The sequence below is a fragment of the Cupriavidus sp. 09_S30 genome (assembly GCF_056930435.1).
The window spans coordinates 375,474-393,498 of record NZ_JBXOWI010000002.1 but is presented as its reverse complement, the minus strand read 5'-3'; the positions used below and the strand labels follow the sequence as shown (position 1 = coordinate 393,498).

The 18,025-nt window shown below is 62.1% G+C and carries 14 protein-coding genes and 3 rRNA genes; 6 read left to right on the top strand and 11 right to left on the bottom strand.

Annotation, left to right across the window (positions count from 1 at the left end):
• Positions 1 to 132: 132 nt before the first annotated feature.
• Positions 133 to 801 carry a hypothetical protein gene (locus AC1Z3O_RS21945; RefSeq protein WP_483517986.1) on the top strand — a complete coding sequence of 223 codons (669 nt, stop codon included), beginning with the start codon at positions 133 to 135 and terminating at the stop codon, positions 799 to 801.
• Between the two features lie 18 nt (positions 802 to 819).
• Here the strand turns inward: AC1Z3O_RS21945 and AC1Z3O_RS21940 are convergent, their stop codons facing one another.
• Both AC1Z3O_RS21940 and AC1Z3O_RS21935 read right to left on the bottom strand, forming a co-directional pair.
• The gene (locus AC1Z3O_RS21940; RefSeq protein WP_483521904.1) at positions 820 to 1,470 is read right to left on the bottom strand and encodes an NrsF family protein; all 651 of its coding nucleotides are present in this window, start codon (positions 1,468 to 1,470) and stop codon (positions 820 to 822) included.
• Positions 1,470 to 2,147 (bottom strand): sigma-70 family RNA polymerase sigma factor, encoded by a 678-nt coding sequence (locus AC1Z3O_RS21935; protein ID WP_483517985.1) that lies wholly within the window; start codon positions 2,145 to 2,147, stop codon positions 1,470 to 1,472. The genes AC1Z3O_RS21940 and AC1Z3O_RS21935 overlap by 1 nt, the downstream gene beginning before the upstream one ends.
• 118 nt (positions 2,148 to 2,265) lie before the next feature.
• Here AC1Z3O_RS21935 and AC1Z3O_RS21930 point away from each other — a divergent pair, with 118 nt between their 5' ends.
• From AC1Z3O_RS21930 to AC1Z3O_RS21915, 4 genes are read left to right on the top strand one after another with little or no spacing between them, the layout of a single operon-like run.
• Positions 2,266 to 2,577 (top strand): BufA1 family periplasmic bufferin-type metallophore, encoded by a 312-nt coding sequence (locus AC1Z3O_RS21930; protein WP_483517984.1) that lies wholly within the window; start codon positions 2,266 to 2,268, stop codon positions 2,575 to 2,577.
• 30 nt (positions 2,578 to 2,607) lie between these two features.
• On the top strand, positions 2,608 to 3,498 hold the full coding sequence (gene bufB, locus AC1Z3O_RS21925) for an MNIO family bufferin maturase (protein WP_483517983.1): 891 nt from the start codon (positions 2,608 to 2,610) through the stop codon (positions 3,496 to 3,498).
• Entirely contained in the window at positions 3,470 to 4,285 is an 816-nt protein-coding gene (locus tag AC1Z3O_RS21920; RefSeq protein ID WP_483517982.1) for an HvfC/BufC family peptide modification chaperone, read from the top strand. Before bufB ends, AC1Z3O_RS21920 begins: the two co-directional genes overlap by 29 nt.
• Complete coding sequence (locus AC1Z3O_RS21915) at positions 4,282 to 4,788, top strand: DoxX family protein (RefSeq protein WP_483517981.1); 507 nt, start codon at positions 4,282 to 4,284, stop codon at positions 4,786 to 4,788. Before AC1Z3O_RS21920 ends, AC1Z3O_RS21915 begins: the two co-directional genes overlap by 4 nt.
• Before the next feature lie 324 nt (positions 4,789 to 5,112).
• Here AC1Z3O_RS21915 and rrf read toward each other — a convergent pair.
• The 3 genes from rrf to AC1Z3O_RS21900 form a co-directional block, all read right to left on the bottom strand.
• Positions 5,113 to 5,226: ribosomal RNA gene (gene rrf / locus AC1Z3O_RS21910) — 5S ribosomal RNA — on the bottom strand.
• 112 nt (positions 5,227 to 5,338) lie between these two features.
• Positions 5,339 to 8,216 (bottom strand): 23S ribosomal RNA (locus AC1Z3O_RS21905).
• Positions 8,217 to 8,553: 337 nt separating this feature from the next.
• Positions 8,554 to 10,085 (bottom strand): 16S ribosomal RNA (locus AC1Z3O_RS21900).
• The 16S, 23S and 5S rRNA genes sit together here, the layout of an rRNA operon.
• A 659-nt stretch (positions 10,086 to 10,744) precedes the next feature.
• Here AC1Z3O_RS21900 and AC1Z3O_RS21895 point away from each other — a divergent pair.
• On the top strand, positions 10,745 to 11,188 hold the full coding sequence (locus AC1Z3O_RS21895; RefSeq protein WP_483517980.1) for an N-acetyltransferase family protein: 444 nt from the start codon (positions 10,745 to 10,747) through the stop codon (positions 11,186 to 11,188).
• Positions 11,189 to 11,225: 37 nt separating this feature from the next.
• On the opposite strand, the gene AC1Z3O_RS21890 is transcribed toward AC1Z3O_RS21895, so the two are convergent.
• The 6 genes from AC1Z3O_RS21890 to AC1Z3O_RS21865 are packed head-to-tail and all read right to left on the bottom strand — an operon-like array spanning position 11,226 to position 18,022.
• Positions 11,226 to 11,849 carry a hypothetical protein gene (locus AC1Z3O_RS21890; RefSeq protein WP_483517979.1) on the bottom strand — a complete coding sequence of 208 codons (624 nt, stop codon included), beginning with the start codon at positions 11,847 to 11,849 and terminating at the stop codon, positions 11,226 to 11,228.
• Entirely contained in the window at positions 11,840 to 12,652 is an 813-nt protein-coding gene (locus tag AC1Z3O_RS21885) for an SDR family NAD(P)-dependent oxidoreductase (RefSeq protein ID WP_483517978.1), read from the bottom strand. Before AC1Z3O_RS21885 ends, AC1Z3O_RS21890 begins: the two co-directional genes overlap by 10 nt.
• Positions 12,652 to 14,160 carry an AMP-binding protein gene (locus tag AC1Z3O_RS21880; RefSeq protein ID WP_483517977.1) on the bottom strand — a complete coding sequence of 503 codons (1,509 nt, stop codon included), beginning with the start codon at positions 14,158 to 14,160 and terminating at the stop codon, positions 12,652 to 12,654. The genes AC1Z3O_RS21885 and AC1Z3O_RS21880 overlap by 1 nt, the downstream gene beginning before the upstream one ends.
• 26 nt (positions 14,161 to 14,186) lie before the next feature.
• On the bottom strand, positions 14,187 to 15,362 hold the full coding sequence (locus AC1Z3O_RS21875) for an acyl-CoA dehydrogenase family protein (RefSeq protein WP_483517976.1): 1,176 nt from the start codon (positions 15,360 to 15,362) through the stop codon (positions 14,187 to 14,189).
• Between the two features lie 30 nt (positions 15,363 to 15,392).
• The gene (gene lpdA / locus AC1Z3O_RS21870; RefSeq protein WP_483517975.1) at positions 15,393 to 16,793 is read right to left on the bottom strand and encodes a dihydrolipoyl dehydrogenase; all 1,401 of its coding nucleotides are present in this window, start codon (positions 16,791 to 16,793) and stop codon (positions 15,393 to 15,395) included.
• Positions 16,793 to 18,022, bottom strand: coding sequence for a dihydrolipoamide acetyltransferase family protein (locus AC1Z3O_RS21865; protein WP_483517974.1), 1,230 nt, complete (start codon positions 18,020 to 18,022; stop codon positions 16,793 to 16,795). Before AC1Z3O_RS21865 ends, lpdA begins: the two co-directional genes overlap by 1 nt.
• Between the last annotated feature and the right edge of the window lie 3 nt (positions 18,023 to 18,025).

Below are 18,025 nucleotides of genomic sequence, written 5' to 3'. Positions count from 1 at the left end.
CGCCCCTTGACACCAGAACAAGGTATGGTTGTGCAGTGCCGACCCGTGACAGGCGATGATTGCCACCCCTTGCCGGAGTCACTTGCCGGCATCCCAACCGCAGAACCTGAACATTCGCACCGGGAAACGAAGATGAGCGCACTGGTAAAAGCTGGACTCAGACGCACGGTCGCCTTGAGCCTGATCGGCTTGGCAGGCTTGACTGCAAATGCAGCGCATGGAGCCGGCGAACGGCGAGTCATGGACTTTCAAACGCATGCGGAATTCTTTTCGAATGAGACGCACCAGAAGCCACCGCTGGACCCACAGGTGTTCGTTGCTGAACAAGGAGCGCCAGCCGGCGTGGGTCCCCAGGGTATCAAGCACAGCGCCGGATTGCGCAATGCCTTGATCTCGGACGCCCGTACATTGCCCATCATGAACGCCTCGGGACAAGCGCTCGACATGTCTCTTGGCACCTGGCTTGGCGCCAAGGGGCAAATTATCCTGACGCCACAGTCCGATGGTCGGGAGAAGGTCACCGTGGTTCTTTCAGGCCTGCAGCCCCGTGGCCACTACAGCCTGTTCGAGAATCACTTCGATCAGAAGCCAATTGGCTTCACGCCGCTCGACGGCAACGGTACCGACAACGACTTTGTGGCAAGTTCTGAAGGCAAGGCCGTCGTGACAGTGATATCGCCCACGGCCATCACGCATGACAACGCCGTTCTTGTCGTGTACCACTCAGATGCAAAGTCGCATGGGAAGATGCGGGGCGAAATCGGTGTGAATGCGCATCACCAGTTGATAGCCAGGCCGTAATCGGCAAACAGCGCCGCTTCAGCGCGGCGCCACCCAGCCAAGCAGCCGGTGCCCATACCGGCTGCTCACGCCAACCAGCAATAAAGCGACGCCGATATGCCACAGCAGAATCATCACGGTGGCATCGATCGGATGAAGGAGCGATAGCGCGGTGGCCGTCATCGCAGCAACGGCGAGGCCGGCGCACATCGCGACCGGCGCGGGGGACAGCCGTGCCACATGACGCAGCATGGCCAGCCAGACAAAGGACAGCGGCAGGCCCACCAAGACCAGCGTGGCGAAGCAACTGGCGGTCTCGCCAAGCGAGATGCCGCCCGGCCCGATCCGGACCCAGTCGGTCAGGCAGCCATAACCGATCGTGCCGAACCAGGCCAGGGCCGCCGGCACCGGCAGCATCAGCCACCATTGCGAACGGCCGGGCACGCTAGCGATAAGCGCGGCTATGGCGGCCAGTACGGCGGTCAGCACGGCGGCTGCCATTCCTGTCACAAAGGCGGGCTGCGCCAGTTTCAGCGCCAGGTCCGGCCGCACGCCATGATGGAGCGCGGCCAGCCCCACCACCAGTGCCGCCAGCAGCAGCCAGCACGCCGCCCGCACGCCGGGTGAACGCAGGCGCCGCACCGGAGTTGCGTCTGCGACCAGTGAGTCGATCAGGTCAGGGGTGGGCATCACGACTTGTTGCCTTGCGGTCCGAACATCTTGCGCAGCATTTTCAGCGCGCGATGGCTGGCCACCTTCAGCGCGGCCACCGACAGCCCGCTGGTGGCAGCGGCCTCTTTCAGCGACATTTCCTCCAGTTTCAGCATCCGCACCGCCTCGCGTTGCCCGACGGGGAGTCGCTCGATGGCATCCCGAAGCGCGCGCGCATCCACGGTCTCTTCCTGAATATTCGTTCCGGGGGCCGAAAAGGTTTCATGCTTCTCCTCAAGCGCGGTTTCGTGCAAGCCGATGCGGCCCTGGTGGCGCAGGCTGTCGACAATGCGCCGGTTGGCAATGGCAACCAGCCACGGGCCGAACGGTCGGCGCGGGTCGTAGGTGTGGCGAACGGCGTGTACGGTCAGCAGCACGTCCTGCACCGCGTCCTCCAGGTCGCCGCGGTTCCGGATGTGGCGGGCCGCCAGTGCCCGCACGTAGGGGGTGATGGCTTCAAGCAGGTACCTGTAGGCCTCGCGGTCACCACCTTGCGCCCGCGCCATGGCAACCGACCAATCCGCCGTGCCATCGGCTCGGCGGGCCGGCGACACGGAACCGAGGTCGGCAAAAGCCGAATCCTGAGGCTCGCTCGTGCAACTGGAGCGGCCGTCGCGACGGTCCGCTGGGGAAGACATGCTTGCATTCTGCGTCATGGTTAACCGTCTGTCGCGCAAATTTAGTTGGGGCGGGGGTGTAACCTTTGGTCGCCTCCGGCCGAACTTCCTGACACGGTTCCGCATTCAGCGGCCGCAATTCTCAGGAGAACGCAAGATGAACAAGCAACTGCTGGCCGCCTCAACCTTGTCGTCGGCGCTTGGACTCGCCCTGGCCATGGTGGCAGCGCCTGCGCAGGCGCAGGCCATGAAGGAGATGCCGCAGATCGTCAAGGACAACATGGCGAGGATGGAGAAAGGAAAACTCGAGAAGTGTTACGGCATCAATGCCGTGTCAAAGAACGACTGCGCCGAGGGCGCGCATTCCTGCGCCGGACAAGCCACGCAGGCGCGCGATTCGAAGTCGTTCGTGCTGCTGCCGGCGGGGGACTGCAGCAAGATCCAGGGTGGCAAGCTCAAAGCTGCCTGATCCGCCATGTGTGCCGCCATGTGTGCCGCCATGTGTGCCACGGTTGCTGCGCTGCAGCGAGGGCTCGGCCCGATCCCGACGCAGGCCGGAGTCGGGCTGCGCTTCCGGCACCACCTGATGGTGGTCGAGGAGCGTCCGGCGGTCGCCTGGTTCGAGGTGCATACCGAGAACTACATGGGCGGCGGCAGCGCACCTGGCTACCTGGACGCCATTCGGCGTGATTACCCCATCTCCTTGCACGGCGTCGGCCTGTCGCTAGGTAGCGCAGAAGGGCTGGACACGGCCCACCTGGCGCGTGTGCGCGAGGTCGTCGAGCGATTCGCCCCCGGGCTGGTCTCCGAACATCTGTCCTGGAGCGCTGCCGGGGGAACGTATCTCGCCGATCTGTTGCCGCTGCCGATGACGGAGGAAGCGCTGGCCATCGTCTGCCACCATGTCGACTTGGCCCAGGCTTTCCTGAAGCGGCGCATCCTGGTCGAGAACCCCTCGACCTACCTGCGCTTCCGGCACTCCAACATCCCTGAGTGGGAATTCCTCGCCGAGGTCGCGCGGCGCACCGGGTGCGGCATCCTGTGCGATGTCAACAATATCTATGTCAGCGCCTGCAATCACGGTTGGGACGCCATCACGTATCTGAGCGCGCTACCGCCGGCGGCGATCGGGGAGATTCATCTGGCTGGCCACAGCGTACGGGAACTCGAGAATGGGCGGACGCTGCGCATCGATGATCACGGCTCGCGTGTCCCGCCCGAGGTATGGGCCTTGTACGAGGAAGCGCTCCGCCGCTTTGGGCCAGTGCCCACGCTGATTGAATGGGATACGGCCGTGCCCGCGCTCGACGTCCTGATGGAAGAGGCGGTCCTCGCCGAGTCTGCCCTGCAGAGGTATCAGCATGCATCCGCATCCCCCTGCGCTGCTTGAGTTGCAGCACGCCATCGGCCTGTCCCTGCTGCATGGCGCAGACGGCGACCTGTCCGCGTTCATGGTCGCGGACGGGCTCGAGCCGCAGGCGCGGCTCGCCATCTACCGGAACACGGCCACCGGGACGCTGTTGAAGGCGCTGATCCTGTCCTATCCGGCTGTCCAGGCCTTGGTCGGCCCGGAATTCTTCGAGGGCGCGGCCAGGCTGTTCATCGCAGACTCGCCTCCACGAAGCGCATGGCTGGATGCGTATGGCGATGCGTTCCCCGACTTCCTGGCGCGCTTGCCGCAGGCCGCCACGCTCGCTTATCTGCCGGATACCGCCCGGCTCGAATGGGCCGTCAACACCGTGCTGCACGCATCGGACGCGCAGCCACTCGACCTGACTCGCCTTGCGCAACTGGACGAATCCGAGCTCGGGCATCTCTGCTTCGAGCCGCACCCTGCCGCGAGGCTGATCCGCTCCGAATTCCCGGTGGATGCCATCTGGCGAGGAGTGCTGGCCCGCGACGACGGCGCCTTGGCCGCCGTGGATCTTGACAGCGGCCCCGTCCGGCTGCTCGTCCGGCGCGCCCAGGACGGCGCACAAGTCAGCCGCCTGAGTGACGTGCAGTGGCGCTTCACTGCCGCATTGCTGGCCGGATGCCCACTCCATGCCGCCCTGAAGGAAGCGCCGGCGTCCGAGGCTCTCGCCTGGCTCACCACGCTGTTGGCGAGCGGATGCTTTGCCGGCACCCGCCTGCCCGGGCCGGCGTCCGATCCACCATCCCAAGATGCCCGCTCATGACACACGCCACGCAATCCACTCGCCCGCATCCGACGCTCGCCGACCGCGTACTGCATCTGGTCGGCTGGCTCGAGCGCGTACCGTACAGTCTCCTCGCCATACCGCTGCGGCTCGCCGTCGCCACGGTGTTCTGGAATTCGGCGATGACCAAGCTCGCGAACTGGGAGACAGCCCTCGAGCTCTTTCGAGAGGACTACAAGGTTCCGCTCATACCGCCGGAACTGGCCGCCTACCTGGCCGTCTCGATTGAAGTGACCGCGCCCATCCTGCTCATACTGGGATTGGCAACGCGCCCCGTGGCCCTGGTGTTGCTTGGCATGACCACGGTGATCGAGGTGTTCGTCTATCCCTTGGCGTGGCCCACGCATATCCAATGGGCAGCGATGCTGCTGTTGCTGCTCTGCCGTGGTGCGGGCAACTGGTCATTGGATCATCTGATTTACAAGCGGTTTGGCAGTGCGCGCATTGACGGGCCACCTCAGGCGCCGGCAGGCAAACCATAAGCGGAAGAGTATCCGGATGGCCGAATCGAACTGTGGACCGACGGAGCTGCCCTGCTCTATCCAGCGCTACATCAACCGCTCCACATGCCATTTCGCGCTCTGCGGTTCACTTCCGTACCCATTTCTGCGTATGGATTCCGCACGAAGACTTTCGTGGCGACACCCCGGTCGACGGCGTCGTTGTCGAAAGCCAGCAGTGCTGGCTGCGCCCGGAGTCCTTGGGGACTGAGCCTGACTTGCGATGCCCTGCTCCGCCGCGAATCGCAGCGCGCAAAAGCAAAACCCCCCAGTCCTTTCGGATCTGGGGGGTTCTGGGAATGGAGAGCCTGGCGATGACCTACTTTCACACGGGTAGTCCGCACTATCATCGGCGCAAAGTCGTTTCACGGTCCTGTTCGGGATGGGAAGGGGTGGTTCCGACTCGCTATGGTCACCAGGCATAAGGGGTTGCTGCGCCGGGGTTGAGCCGTCACAGCGAATAGGGATGTAGTCTTGGTTGTGAGGTATCGGCACAGAGGCGATACGTCAACCAGTGAAACACACTGGTTATAGGATCAAGCCTTACGGGCAATTAGTACTGGTTAGCTTAACGCATTACTGCGCTTCCACACCCAGCCTATCAACGTCCTGGTCTCGAACGACCCTTCAAGGAGGTCAAGCCTCCAGGGAATCCTCATCTTCAGGCGAGTTTCCCGCTTAGATGCTTTCAGCGGTTATCTCTTCCGTACATAGCTACCCTGCGATGCCTCTGGCGAGACAACAGGTACACCAGCGGTACGTCCACTCCGGTCCTCTCGTACTAGGAGCAGCCCCCGTCAAGATTCCAACGCCCACGGCAGATAGGGACCAAACTGTCTCACGACGTTTTAAACCCAGCTCACGTACCTCTTTAAATGGCGAACAGCCATACCCTTGGGACCGGCTACAGCCCCAGGATGAGATGAGCCGACATCGAGGTGCCAAACACCGCCGTCGATATGAACTCTTGGGCGGTATCAGCCTGTTATCCCCAGAGTACCTTTTATCCGTTGAGCGATGGCCCTTCCATTCAGAACCACCGGATCACTATGTCCTGCTTTCGCACCTGCTCGACTTGTCGGTCTCGCAGTTAAGCACGCTTTTGCCATTGCACTTTAGGTACGATGTCCGACCGTACCAAGCGTACCTTCGAACTCCTCCGTTACACTTTGGGAGGAGACCGCCCCAGTCAAACTGCCTACCATGCACTGTCCCCGACCCGGATTCACGGGCCAAGGTTAGAACCTCAAACAAACCAGGGTGGTATTTCAAGGACGGCTCCACCGAAACTAGCGTCCCGGTTTCAAAGCCTCCCACCTATCCTACACAGATCGGTTCAAAGTCCAATGCAAAGCTACAGTAAAGGTTCATGGGGTCTTTCCGTCTAGCCGCGGGGAGATTGCATCATCACAAACACTTCAACTTCGCTGAGTCTCGGGAGGAGACAGTGTGGCCATCGTTACGCCATTCGTGCAGGTCGGAACTTACCCGACAAGGAATTTCGCTACCTTAGGACCGTTATAGTTACGGCCGCCGTTTACCGGGACTTCAATCAAGAGCTTGCACCCCATCATTTAATCTTCCGGCACCGGGCAGGCGTCACACCCTATACGTCCACTTTCGTGTTTGCAGAGTGCTGTGTTTTTATTAAACAGTCGCAGCCACCAGTTTATTGCAACCCCTTCACCCTTCTGGCGCAGGCCAGTCAAGCTACCAGGGCGTACCTTATCCCGAAGTTACGGTACCAATTTGCCGAGTTCCTTCTCCCGAGTTCTCTCAAGCGCCTTAGAATACTCATCTCGCCCACCTGTGTCGGTTTGCGGTACGGTCTCGTATGACTGAAGCTTAGAGGCTTTTCTTGGAACCACTTCCAATTGCTTCGCGACCTGAGTCGCTCGCCCCGCAGCCTTGAATTACGCGCCCGGATTTGCCTAAGCGCCTTCTCCACTGCAGGGACCGGGACTTCCAACACCCGGACAACCTTCCGCGATCCGTCCCCCCATCGCATCATACGACGGTGCAGGAATATTAACCTGCTTCCCATCAGCTACGCATCTCTGCCTCGCCTTAGGGGCCGACTCACCCTACGCCGATGAACGTTGCGTAGGAAACCTTGGGCTTACGGCGAGGGGGCCTTTCACCCCCTTTATCGCTACTCATGTCAGCATTCGCACTTCTGATACCTCCAGCATCCTTTACAAGACACCTTCACAGGCTTACAGAACGCTCTCCTACCACGCACTTGCGTGCGTCCGCAGCTTCGGTGACTGGCTTAGCCCCGTTACATCTTCCGCGCAGGACGACTCGATCAGTGAGCTATTACGCTTTCTTTAAAGGGTGGCTGCTTCTAAGCCAACCTCCTGACTGTTTTAGCCTTCCCACTTCGTTTCCCACTTAGCCAATCTTGGGGACCTTAGCTGGCGGTCTGGGTTGTTTCCCTCTTGACACCGGACGTTAGCACCCGATGTCTGTCTCCCGTGATTGCACTCTTCGGTATTCGGAGTTTGCTATGGCGGGGTAATCAGCAATAGACCCCCCAACCATGACAGTGCTCTACCCCCGAAGGTGAGACACGAGGCACTACCTAAATAGTTTTCGGAGAGAACCAGCTATTTCCAGATTTGTTTAGCCTTTCACCCCTATCCACAGCTCATCCCCTAACTTTTCAACGTTAGTGGGTTCGGTCCTCCAGTACGTGTTACCGCACCTTCAACCTGGCCATGGATAGATCATCTGGTTTCGGGTCTACACCCAGCGACTGAACGCCCTGTTCGGACTCGCTTTCGCTACGCCTGCCCTAATCGGTTAAGCTTGCCACTGAATGTAAGTCGCTGACCCATTATACAAAAGGTACGCCGTCACCCCCGAAAGGGCTCCGACTGTTTGTATGCATGCGGTTTCAGGATCTATTTCACTCCCCTCCCGGGGTTCTTTTCGCCTTTCCCTCACGGTACTGGTTCACTATCGGTCGATCACGAGTATTTAGCCTTGGAGGATGGTCCCCCCATCTTCAGACAGGATTTCACGTGTCCCGCCCTACTTGTCGTACACCTAGTTCCACAACGCTGTTTTCGCATACAGGGCTATCACCTGCTATGGCCGGGCTTTCCATCCCGTTCTGCTAACAACACTGCTAAAGAGTACAAGGCTCTTCCCATTTCGTTCGCCACTACTTTGGGAATCTCGGTTGATTTCTGTTCCTGCAGCTACTTAGATGTTTCAGTTCGCCGCGTTCGCTTCCCTTGCCTATGTATTCAGCAAGGGATGACCCATACGGGCCGGGTTTCCCCATTCGGACATCTCCGGATCAAAGCTTGTTTGCCAGCTTCCCGAAGCTTTTCGCAGGCTACCGCGTCCTTCATCGCCTGTGATCGCCAAGGCATCCACCACATGCACTTGTTCGCTTGACCCTATAACGAGTGTGTCTCAAGCTCGCGCTCGAAACGGTTTCGCTACAGGTTGAGTTCTCGCATTTGTGCCGTATTCCAAGTCATCTTTCGATCACTTAAATACTTTGGTTGATACAATCACAACCCGGTATCACGTTAAACTACATGCACGTCTCATCAACGCGCCGTGACACCTTTACTACATCCCATATTTTTAAAGAACAGCCGATGTCTTCACATCGCTTGGCAACGCCAAATGCAAGCGCTCAATGCTAAGCGCTTGCATTTGGCCAACCACCTGGCCTCAACAACAAACAACCGATAAGTGTGAGTGCTCAACTATGAATGCACGCTCTGGAAAGGAGGTGATCCAGCCGCACCTTCCGGTACGGCTACCTTGTTACGACTTCACCCCAGTCATGAACCCTGCCGTGGTAATCGCCCTCCTTGCGGTTAGGCTAACTACTTCTGGCAAAACCCACTCCCATGGTGTGACGGGCGGTGTGTACAAGACCCGGGAACGTATTCACCGCGGCATGCTGATCCGCGATTACTAGCGATTCCAGCTTCACGTAGTCGAGTTGCAGACTACGATCCGGACTACGATGCGTTTTCTGGGATTAGCTCCCCCTCGCGGGTTGGCAACCCTCTGTACGCACCATTGTATGACGTGTGAAGCCCTACCCATAAGGGCCATGAGGACTTGACGTCATCCCCACCTTCCTCCGGTTTGTCACCGGCAGTCTCTCTAGAGTGCCCTTTCGTAGCAACTAGAGACAAGGGTTGCGCTCGTTGCGGGACTTAACCCAACATCTCACGACACGAGCTGACGACAGCCATGCAGCACCTGTGTCCACTTTCTCTTTCGAGCACCTAATGCATCTCTGCTTCGTTAGTGGCATGTCAAGGGTAGGTAAGGTTTTTCGCGTTGCATCGAATTAATCCACATCATCCACCGCTTGTGCGGGTCCCCGTCAATTCCTTTGAGTTTTAATCTTGCGACCGTACTCCCCAGGCGGTCAACTTCACGCGTTAGCTTCGTTACTGAAGAAATGAATCCCCAACAACTAGTTGACATCGTTTAGGGCGTGGACTACCAGGGTATCTAATCCTGTTTGCTCCCCACGCTTTCGTGCATGAGCGTCAGTGACGTCCCAGGGGGCTGCCTTCGCCATCGGTATTCCTCCACATCTCTACGCATTTCACTGCTACACGTGGAATTCTACCCCCCTCTGACATACTCTAGCCTTGCAGTCACAAGCGCAATTCCCAAGTTGAGCTCGGGGATTTCACGCCTGTCTTACAAAACCGCCTGCGCACGCTTTACGCCCAGTAATTCCGATTAACGCTCGCACCCTACGTATTACCGCGGCTGCTGGCACGTAGTTAGCCGGTGCTTATTCTTCCGGTACCGTCATCCCTCCGGGGTATTAGCCCAAAGGATTTCTTTCCGGACAAAAGTGCTTTACAACCCGAAGGCCTTCTTCACACACGCGGCATTGCTGGATCAGGGTTGCCCCCATTGTCCAAAATTCCCCACTGCTGCCTCCCGTAGGAGTCTGGGCCGTGTCTCAGTCCCAGTGTGGCTGATCGTCCTCTCAGACCAGCTACTGATCGTCGCCTTGGTGAGCCTTTACCTCACCAACTAGCTAATCAGACATCGGCCGCTCCTATTGCGCGAGGCCTTTCGGTCCCCCGCTTTCACCCTCAGGTCGTATGCGGTATTAGCTAATCTTTCGACTAGTTATCCCCCACAACAGGGCACGTTCCGATGTATTACTCACCCGTTCGCCACTCGCCGCCAGACCGAAGTCCGCGCTGCCGTTCGACTTGCATGTGTAAGGCATGCCGCCAGCGTTCAATCTGAGCCAGGATCAAACTCTTCAGTTCAATCTCTGTGTGTCCTTTCGGTTTCCCTACGGGACTCGCTCTTTCGAGCGGTCGCTCACTCTCAGAAAACTGACTGGCTCCGTCCGAAGACGAAACCAAACATGTTTACTGTGCGAGCACTGATAACTTGTAAGCTAGAAGACCGAGGTCTTCCGCATTCGCCATCAAGCACCCACACTTATCGGCTGTTTGTTTGTTAAAGAACTTACGCGATTCGCTTTGCTTATCGCGTCGCTGCGTTGTCAGCAGCAGAGAAACGAGATTATGAAGTATTTTCTGCGAACAATCAAGCGTTTCGAGAAATTTCTTTTTCTTCGGTAAGCGCTGCTACTGCTCACCCAAGTTAATCTCTACAACCATCCCCCTGCCTTGCAGCGATGCTGCGTGCAGCGGGGAGCGAATACTAATGCTTCAATGGCTGACTTGCAAGTCTTCTCGAAAAAAATATGAAGGGCTTCTTTAGGCACTTGGCCGCCCCGACCCACGACCTGGATGAGCACTGGGCTGGCGCGCGGTGTGCTCCCGGTCCAGTTCGCGCGGTGCGCGCCGCTCGCTGACTCATGACGCCGACGAGCAAGGCGGTGTGCATGGCTAGCTGAGTGATGGCGCGCCGAACTGGCCGCACCGCACCACCACGTCCAGCGCGAGATAATCAGCCGATGACAATCATCGTACGTGACGCCGTGGCCGGGGATGCCCCGGCCTTGCGCGAGCTATTCCTGCGCTCGCGCCGTGAGACCTTCGTCTGGCAGCCGGCCGACGCGTTCCGCTTGGCGGACTTCGACGCACAGACCGACGGCGAACGGCTGCGAGTCGCCGAGGACGAACATGCGCGACTCGCCGGCTTCGTCTCGGTCTGGGAGCCGGACCAATTCATCCATCATCTGTACGTGGACCGGTCGCGGCTGCGGCGCGGCATCGGCCGGGCGCTGCTGCGCGCGCTGCCGGGCTGGCCGGCGACGCGCTACCGGCTCAAGTGCCTGCGCGCCAACGCGGCGGCGCTGGCGTTCTATCGCGCGTGCCGCTTCATCGAGATCGGCGCCGGCACTGCGGACGACGGCGAGTACCTGCTGCTGGAGTCGAGCGGCCAGGACGGGCAATGACCGTCCTTCCGCCCTGTCGCCTTCCCTTCCTGGCGCTTCAAAGAGGAAGATGGTGGCCTTGCTCTCCCGCCGACCAGCTCACGATGCCAGCGCGGTTCATCGCAGCAAACTGGTCGAGGCACATCCCGAAACAGTCGAAGAAGGCGGTGTCGCGGCGCTCCCGGGAGGCGAAGCCGAAGGTCGCACGCATCTGCTTGCCATGCGAAATCTCATAGAGCACGCGCATAAGACGTTGCTCGCAGACCAGGTCCGTCAGTGCCACCCCTTCGCGGAGCATCCGAGCGCTGAGCGCGCTCGGCGAGATATTGAGCAGCGCGGCGGCATGCGCCCGGGACCACGGCGCTTCGGGGCGCGAGAAGACCGCCTGAGCCACCTCCAGCGTGAGCGCCCTGGCCGGCGGAACCGCCCACTCCGCTACGGTCGGACTTTCTGCCGCATCTCGCTTGGCACTCTCCATCGTGCCGAGAGCGAGGTGTATGGCGTTCCCGCCCGTCATCGCACCAATCCACCCGGCTTCCATGGCAAACCGCCGGTACGCCATGACGCGGGCAACCTGGCCCGCCTTCAGGGCGATGCTGCGCGAGACGCCGTGCAGCCACCATGATCCCCGGCGGCAGCCAACTTCGACACAGAAAGGCAGGCACAGATTGTTCAGTCGCATCGTGCCGGCGCGACCGGGGCAACCGACTCGCGCCGTAATCCCCCGTAACTGGACCAGGATCCAGCCACCAGGTAGCCCGCATCTACCGGCAGGTTCACCCCGGTGATCGCCGCGGCCCAATCCGAGGCCAGGAACAGAACGGCCCTCGCCACATCCTCGGAACGCACCAGCCGGCCCAGTGCCGCGCTGCCGGCGAGCTCCAATCCATCCAGCGTATGTGATGCGAGCCCCTTCTCCAGCGCCGGGGTAACCGTGAATCCCGGTGACACACTGTTGACACGCACCCCCTTCGGCCCCCATTCACCTGCGAGGCACTCCGTCAGGTTGATGACCCCGGCCTTCGCCGGCGCGTACGAATGCAGTGGCCCTGAACACATTCCCGCCACCGAAGCGATGTTGATGATCGCGCCTCGCCCCTGCCTGGCCATCGCGGAGCCGAACTCCCGACAGCATAGGTAGGTCCCGCGCAGATCGATGCGCGCAACCCGGTCCCACTCCTTGAGCGACAACTCCTCCGGCGGCAAGGTGCGCTGCAGTACCCCCGCGCAGTTGACCAGGATGTCGATCTTGCCCACCTGCGCCAGAAGTTGCCTGGCAGCCGTTTCGACCGAGACCTCGTCACCGACGTCGACCGGGATGGCGATTCCATCGACAGCCTCGGCGGCGCGCATCGCCGCCGCCGCATCCTTGTCGGCGATCACCACCCGGGCGCCGGCCTGCGCCAGCACCCGCACGCACGCCAGCCCAATGCCGCTTGCGCCACCGGTGACCACCGCGCACTTCCCCTTCAGTTCGATCTCCATCACGCTTTCGCCTCCTGCTGGGACAGTTGATCTCGCAATACGCGCTTCAGTACCTTTCCCGAAGGATTCCTGGGGAGTTCGCCTCGGACGACCAACTGCTTGGGGGTCTTGAAGCCGCCCAGTTGGCGCTTGCAATGCTCCCGCACCTCTTCGAGCGTGAGCGTGGCACCTTCGCGCAGGACGACCACGGCGGTCACGCGCTCCCCCCAACGCGGGTCCGGGAGACCCACCGCTGCCGCCTCGGCTACCTGCGGCAGTTGATAGAGGACTCGCTCAACCTCGGAGGAAGCGATGTTCTCGCCGCCACTGAGAATCATGTCCTTCTTGCGATCCGTCAGGTACAGGAAGCCTTCCGCATCAAGATAGCCGATGTCTCCGGTACGAAACCACTCGCCGGCAAAGCTCGCCTGCGTCTTGCGCTCATCGCGCCAGTAGCCCCGCGTCACTTTGGGACCGTGCAGGCAGATCTCGCCTTCCTCGCCCGCCGGCAGGCACTCCCCGGCCTCGTCCCTGATCTCGATCTGCACATTCGCCAGCGGGCGCCCCGTCGAGCCGATCTTCTCGATCTCGCGGCCTGCCTCCATCATCGTATCGCCCGAGCAGCTTTCGGTCAGGCCATAGGCGTCGATGTATCGCGCAGCACCGAAGAGGGTCGTGAACTCGCGGATGCGTGCCTCGGGCGTTCGCTCACCGCCTCCCACCAGCCATCGGAAGCTGGACAGATCGAAGCGCTCCCGCCCCTGTAGTGCCAGCGTGCGATTCAACATCACCGGTGCCATCCAGCCCCCGGTCAGGCGCTCACGCTCGATCAATGCGAGCACGGTCTCCGGATCGAACTCCCGAAGCACGGCGACCAGCCCGCCCACTTGCAGCACCGCAAGCCCCGGCAGGTCGAAGGCACCGACGTGATACAGCGGACCGACGACCAGCAAGCGTTCATCCCGGCGCAGCCCGAGCGCAGAAATGTGATCGAAGCACTTCCATGCGTAGTTCTCATAGCTGTGCATCACCCCCTTCGGTCGATCAGTGGTACCCGAGGTGTACATCAGCCGGAACAGGTCATCCGGCTTGCTCGCGTGCCCCGCCTCACGGGGAGGGACGCCCCTCGCAAGACGGGTGCTATCGGCTTGCGCCGCGGCGTCCAGCACGATCAGGTGTTGGCACCCGCCGGCATTGCCCTCCAACTCCTCGTCCACGAACAGCAGTACTGCACCCGCGTGCTCGGCGATGTAGGCGACCTCCTCCGCCCCGAGCCGGTAGTTGATGGGCAACAGCACGGCCCCGACGTGGCTCACGGCCAGCGCCAGCTCGATGAAGGCTGCGCTGTTCTTCATCAACAGCGCGACCACATCCCCGGGCCTGATGCCGCGGGCGTCGAGCAGGCCCGCATCGGCGGCGACCCGCTGTGCAAGGCCCGCGTAGGACAGGCGCTCTCCCTCGTAGATCAGCGCCGTCCGCTCCGGTTCGCTGCGTGCCCACCATGTCACGCTGGCGCTCAAAGACACCATGGCTTCGCTCCTTGTCGTCCCGGCACTCAGTAGGAGCGCGGCATGCCCAGATCGTGGTTCGCGACGTAGTTGAGGATCATCTCCTCCGACACCGGAGCAAAGCGGAACAAACGGCAGTCACGCCACAGCCGCTCCACGTGGTACTCCTTGGCATAGCCCATGCCGCCCATGGTCTGCATCGCGCGCTCGGTGGCCCGCGCCACCGCCTGCGCCGCAATCAGCTTGGCGGCATTGGCCTCGCTGCCGTAGGGTTCGCCCATGTCGAAATTGGTCGCGGCCTTGTGATTGAGGAGCCTGGCGGACTCCACCTCCACATGGCATTGCGCCAGCGGAAACTGCAGTCCCTGGTAGGCACTGATCGGGCGATCGCCAAAGACCTTGCGGTCATTCGCATAGTTCACCGCCAGCTTGATCGCCAGCTCACCGGTGCCCACCAGGCCGGCGGTGGTCACGATGCGCTCGGTATTGAGCACATCCAGCAGTTCCTTCCATCCCTTGTGCAAGGTGCCGACCAGTTCATCCGGCTCGATGCGGACGTTGTCGAAGAAGACGCTGCTCGAATCCAGGGTGCAGGTGCCGAGCTTGTCGATCGGCGTGTGGGTCAGGCCCTGGCGGTCGACGTCGATCATGAACATCGACAGGCCGTCGGTGCGGGATTGCGCTTCGCCGATCTTCTTGGTGCGTGCGATCACCAGCATCTTCGACGCCGATTCGACGCCGGTGATCCAGACCTTGCGCCCGTTCAAGCGCCAGCCGCCCCCCTCCTCCGGCGCGGCAAAGGTCTTGATCTCCAGCGTATTGGTGCCGGCATCGGGCTCGGTCAGCGCCATGCAGCAATTGATCTCCCCGCTGATGATCTTCGGCAGCAGTTCGGCGCGCATCTTCTCATTGCCGAAGCGCGAGATGGACACGCCACCGAAGATGGGATTGATCATGAAGAGCTGCCCCACCGTGGAGCCGCCGCCGGTCGCTGCCAGACTCTCCACGATCAGCGACATCTCGAACATGCCCAGGCCGCTGCCGCCGTGCTCGGCGGGCAGCGCCACGCCGCACAAGCCGGCCTCACAGACGGCACGCCAATACTCGGTGGGGAAAGCCTTGTCCGCATCCAGCTTGCGCCAGTACTCCAGCCCGAACCGCTCACCGAGCTGGCGTGCGGTGTCGACGATCATCTTCTGTTCATCGCTCAGTCGAAAGTCCATGCTATGTCTCCTGTGTTTCTGTCATTGGCCTCAGATGTGCAATGCCCGCCCGAAGGCGGCCAGCACCGATTCGTGCATCGCTTCCGACAGCGTCGGGTGGGCGAACACGGTCTCCATCAGCTCGGCCTCCGTCGTCTCCAGCGAAGCCGCCAGGGTGAAGCCTTGAATCAGTTCCGTGGCGTCCGGGCCGACAAGGTGGGCGCCGAGCAGCGCTCCGGTTTCTGCATCGAAGAGCGTCTTGACGAAGCCTTCCGCTTCGCCGATGGCCACCGCCTTGCCATTGCCTTCCAGCGGGAACGTGCCGACGCGGATCGCCAGGCCGCGCGCCGCGGCCTCCTGCTCTGTCAAGCCCACGCTTGCGGTCTGCGGATGGCAATAGGTGCAGGCAGGTATCAGCGCATGCGGCGCCTCAGTTGCATCGCGCAGGCCGGCGATCCGCTCGACGCAGACCAGGCCCTGGTGGCTTGCCTTGTGTGCCAGCATCGGCGCGCCGACCAGGTCACCGATCGCCCACACGTCGGGCTCGCCGGTCTGCCCCCATGCGTCGGCCGCGATCTGGCCCCGGTCGACATGCACCTGGGTATGCTCGAGCCCGAGCCCTTCGACATTGCCGGCCAGGCCGATGGCCACCAGCAGCAGGTCCGCCTCCACGACCGTGCTGCCACTCGCGGTTTGCAGCTTCACACGGACCGCATCCGCGCCGACCTCGGCCTTCTCTACCATCGCGCCGGTATGTACAGCGATGCCGTCCCGCTCGAAGGCACGCTGCACGAAGGTGGAAACATCCGCATCGCTGGCCGGCAGCACGCGCGGCTGTGCCTCGACCACCGTGACCTTGGACCCCAGCGTGGCGTAGAAGCTCGCCAGCTCCATGCCGATGGCGCCGGCACCGACCACGATCATCGAACGCGGCTGCGTCGTCGCGGCGAGGGCGTCCCGGTAGCTCCAGACACGCTTGCCGTCGAAGGGAGCGGCCGGCAGGGGGCGGGGATGTGCGCCGGTGGCAAGGATCACGTGGCGCACAGCAAGCTGGTGCACCGCATCGTCAGCGCCGCGCACCACGACGCTGCCGTGCCCGGCGAGGCTGCCGCTGCCGGCGTAGACTGTCACGCCCGCCTTCTTCAGTAGATGGGCCACGCCGCGGTTCAGCCGCTGGGCCACTGCGCGCGAACGCGCCATGACCTTGGCAAAGTCGATCGCCAGCTCCCCTACCTGCAAGCCAAGCGCATCAGCCTGTCGGATGCGCCTGACCGTATCGGCGGTGTGCAGCAGGGACTTGGTGGGGATGCAGCCCCAGTTCAGGCAGATGCCGCCGAGATGGTCGCGCTCGACCAGAGCCGTGCGCAGCCCAAGTTGCGCCCCGCGCAAGGCCGCGACGTAACCGCCCGGCCCGCCGCCGATGATGACGAGGTCGTAGGATGATTCCGCCATCACGACACCAACAGCCCGAGCGGCTGCTCCAGATAGTTGACGATGCGCTTGAGCAGGCCGAGTGCGTTCACGCCGTCAAGCACACGATGGTCCGCAGAAAGCACCAGCCCGATCTCGCGCCGCAGCGCCGGCTGCCCGGCCGGGTCCGGGCGGAACAGTTCGCGCACGCTCCCCACCCCGAGGATCATGGCCTGCCCGGGATTGATGATCGAGGTCATATAGGTCACGTCATGCATGCCTGCGTTGGACACAGTGATCGCGCCCCCCGCCATGTCGGCCGCGTTCAGCCGGCCCGCCTGGGCACGCTCGATGGCCTCCCCGGCGGCGCGCGCCAGCGCCTGCAGCGGCTGGCGCCCCACATCGCGCAGGACGGGCACGGTCAGTCCGCGCTCGGTGTGGACCGCCATGCCGACGTCGGCCGTCGCCAGCCGGACGATGCCTTCGTCGGTCCAGACCCGGTTCAGATGCGGCAGATCGGCGAGCGCACGACCGACCGCTGCCACGATGAAGTGATTCAGCGTAAGGCGCGTCGCGCCCTGCATCCCATTCAGTTCGGCTCGCAGCGCCTGCAGTTTCGACACTTCTGCCTCCACCGCCAGGTAGAAGTGCGGAATCTCGCGCTTGGAGGCAAGCAGGCGGCGAGCGATGGTCAGCTCCATCGCGCTCGGCTTGCTGACCTCCCCGCCGACTGCCGTAGTGGATCCCGCATGCGGTTCGCCCGGTGCCGGCACAGGGGCCGGCGCCGCCGCGGGCAAGTCGCGCAGCCGGATGCGACCGCGCGGGCCGGACCCGCGCACGGTACGCAAATCGACACCGCGGCGCGCCGCAACGCGACGTGCCAGCGGCGTGACCGGGATGCGCGCGCCTTCCTGGCGCGGCCTGGGCTCGGATATCGCCGTCGGCAGGAACTGGCCGGCCCCGTGTCCATTGACGGGAGCAGCCACCGGGACCTTCTCCGCGGTCGGCACCGATGCCGCTTTGGCATCCTCCGCGCCATCGTCCCAGTAGCCGATCACTTCCCCCACCGGCAATGTGGCACCGGCCTCGAAACGGATCTCCAGCAACATCCCGTCCGCCTCGGCCTGGATCTCGGTCGCCGCCTTCTCGGACTCGATGACGAAGATCCCTTGATCCGCCTTGAAGGACTGCCCTGGGACCACCATCCACTCCACCAGTGCGCCTTCGGTCATGGTCAGGCCCAGCTTGGGAACCAGTAACTCGCGTCGCATGCT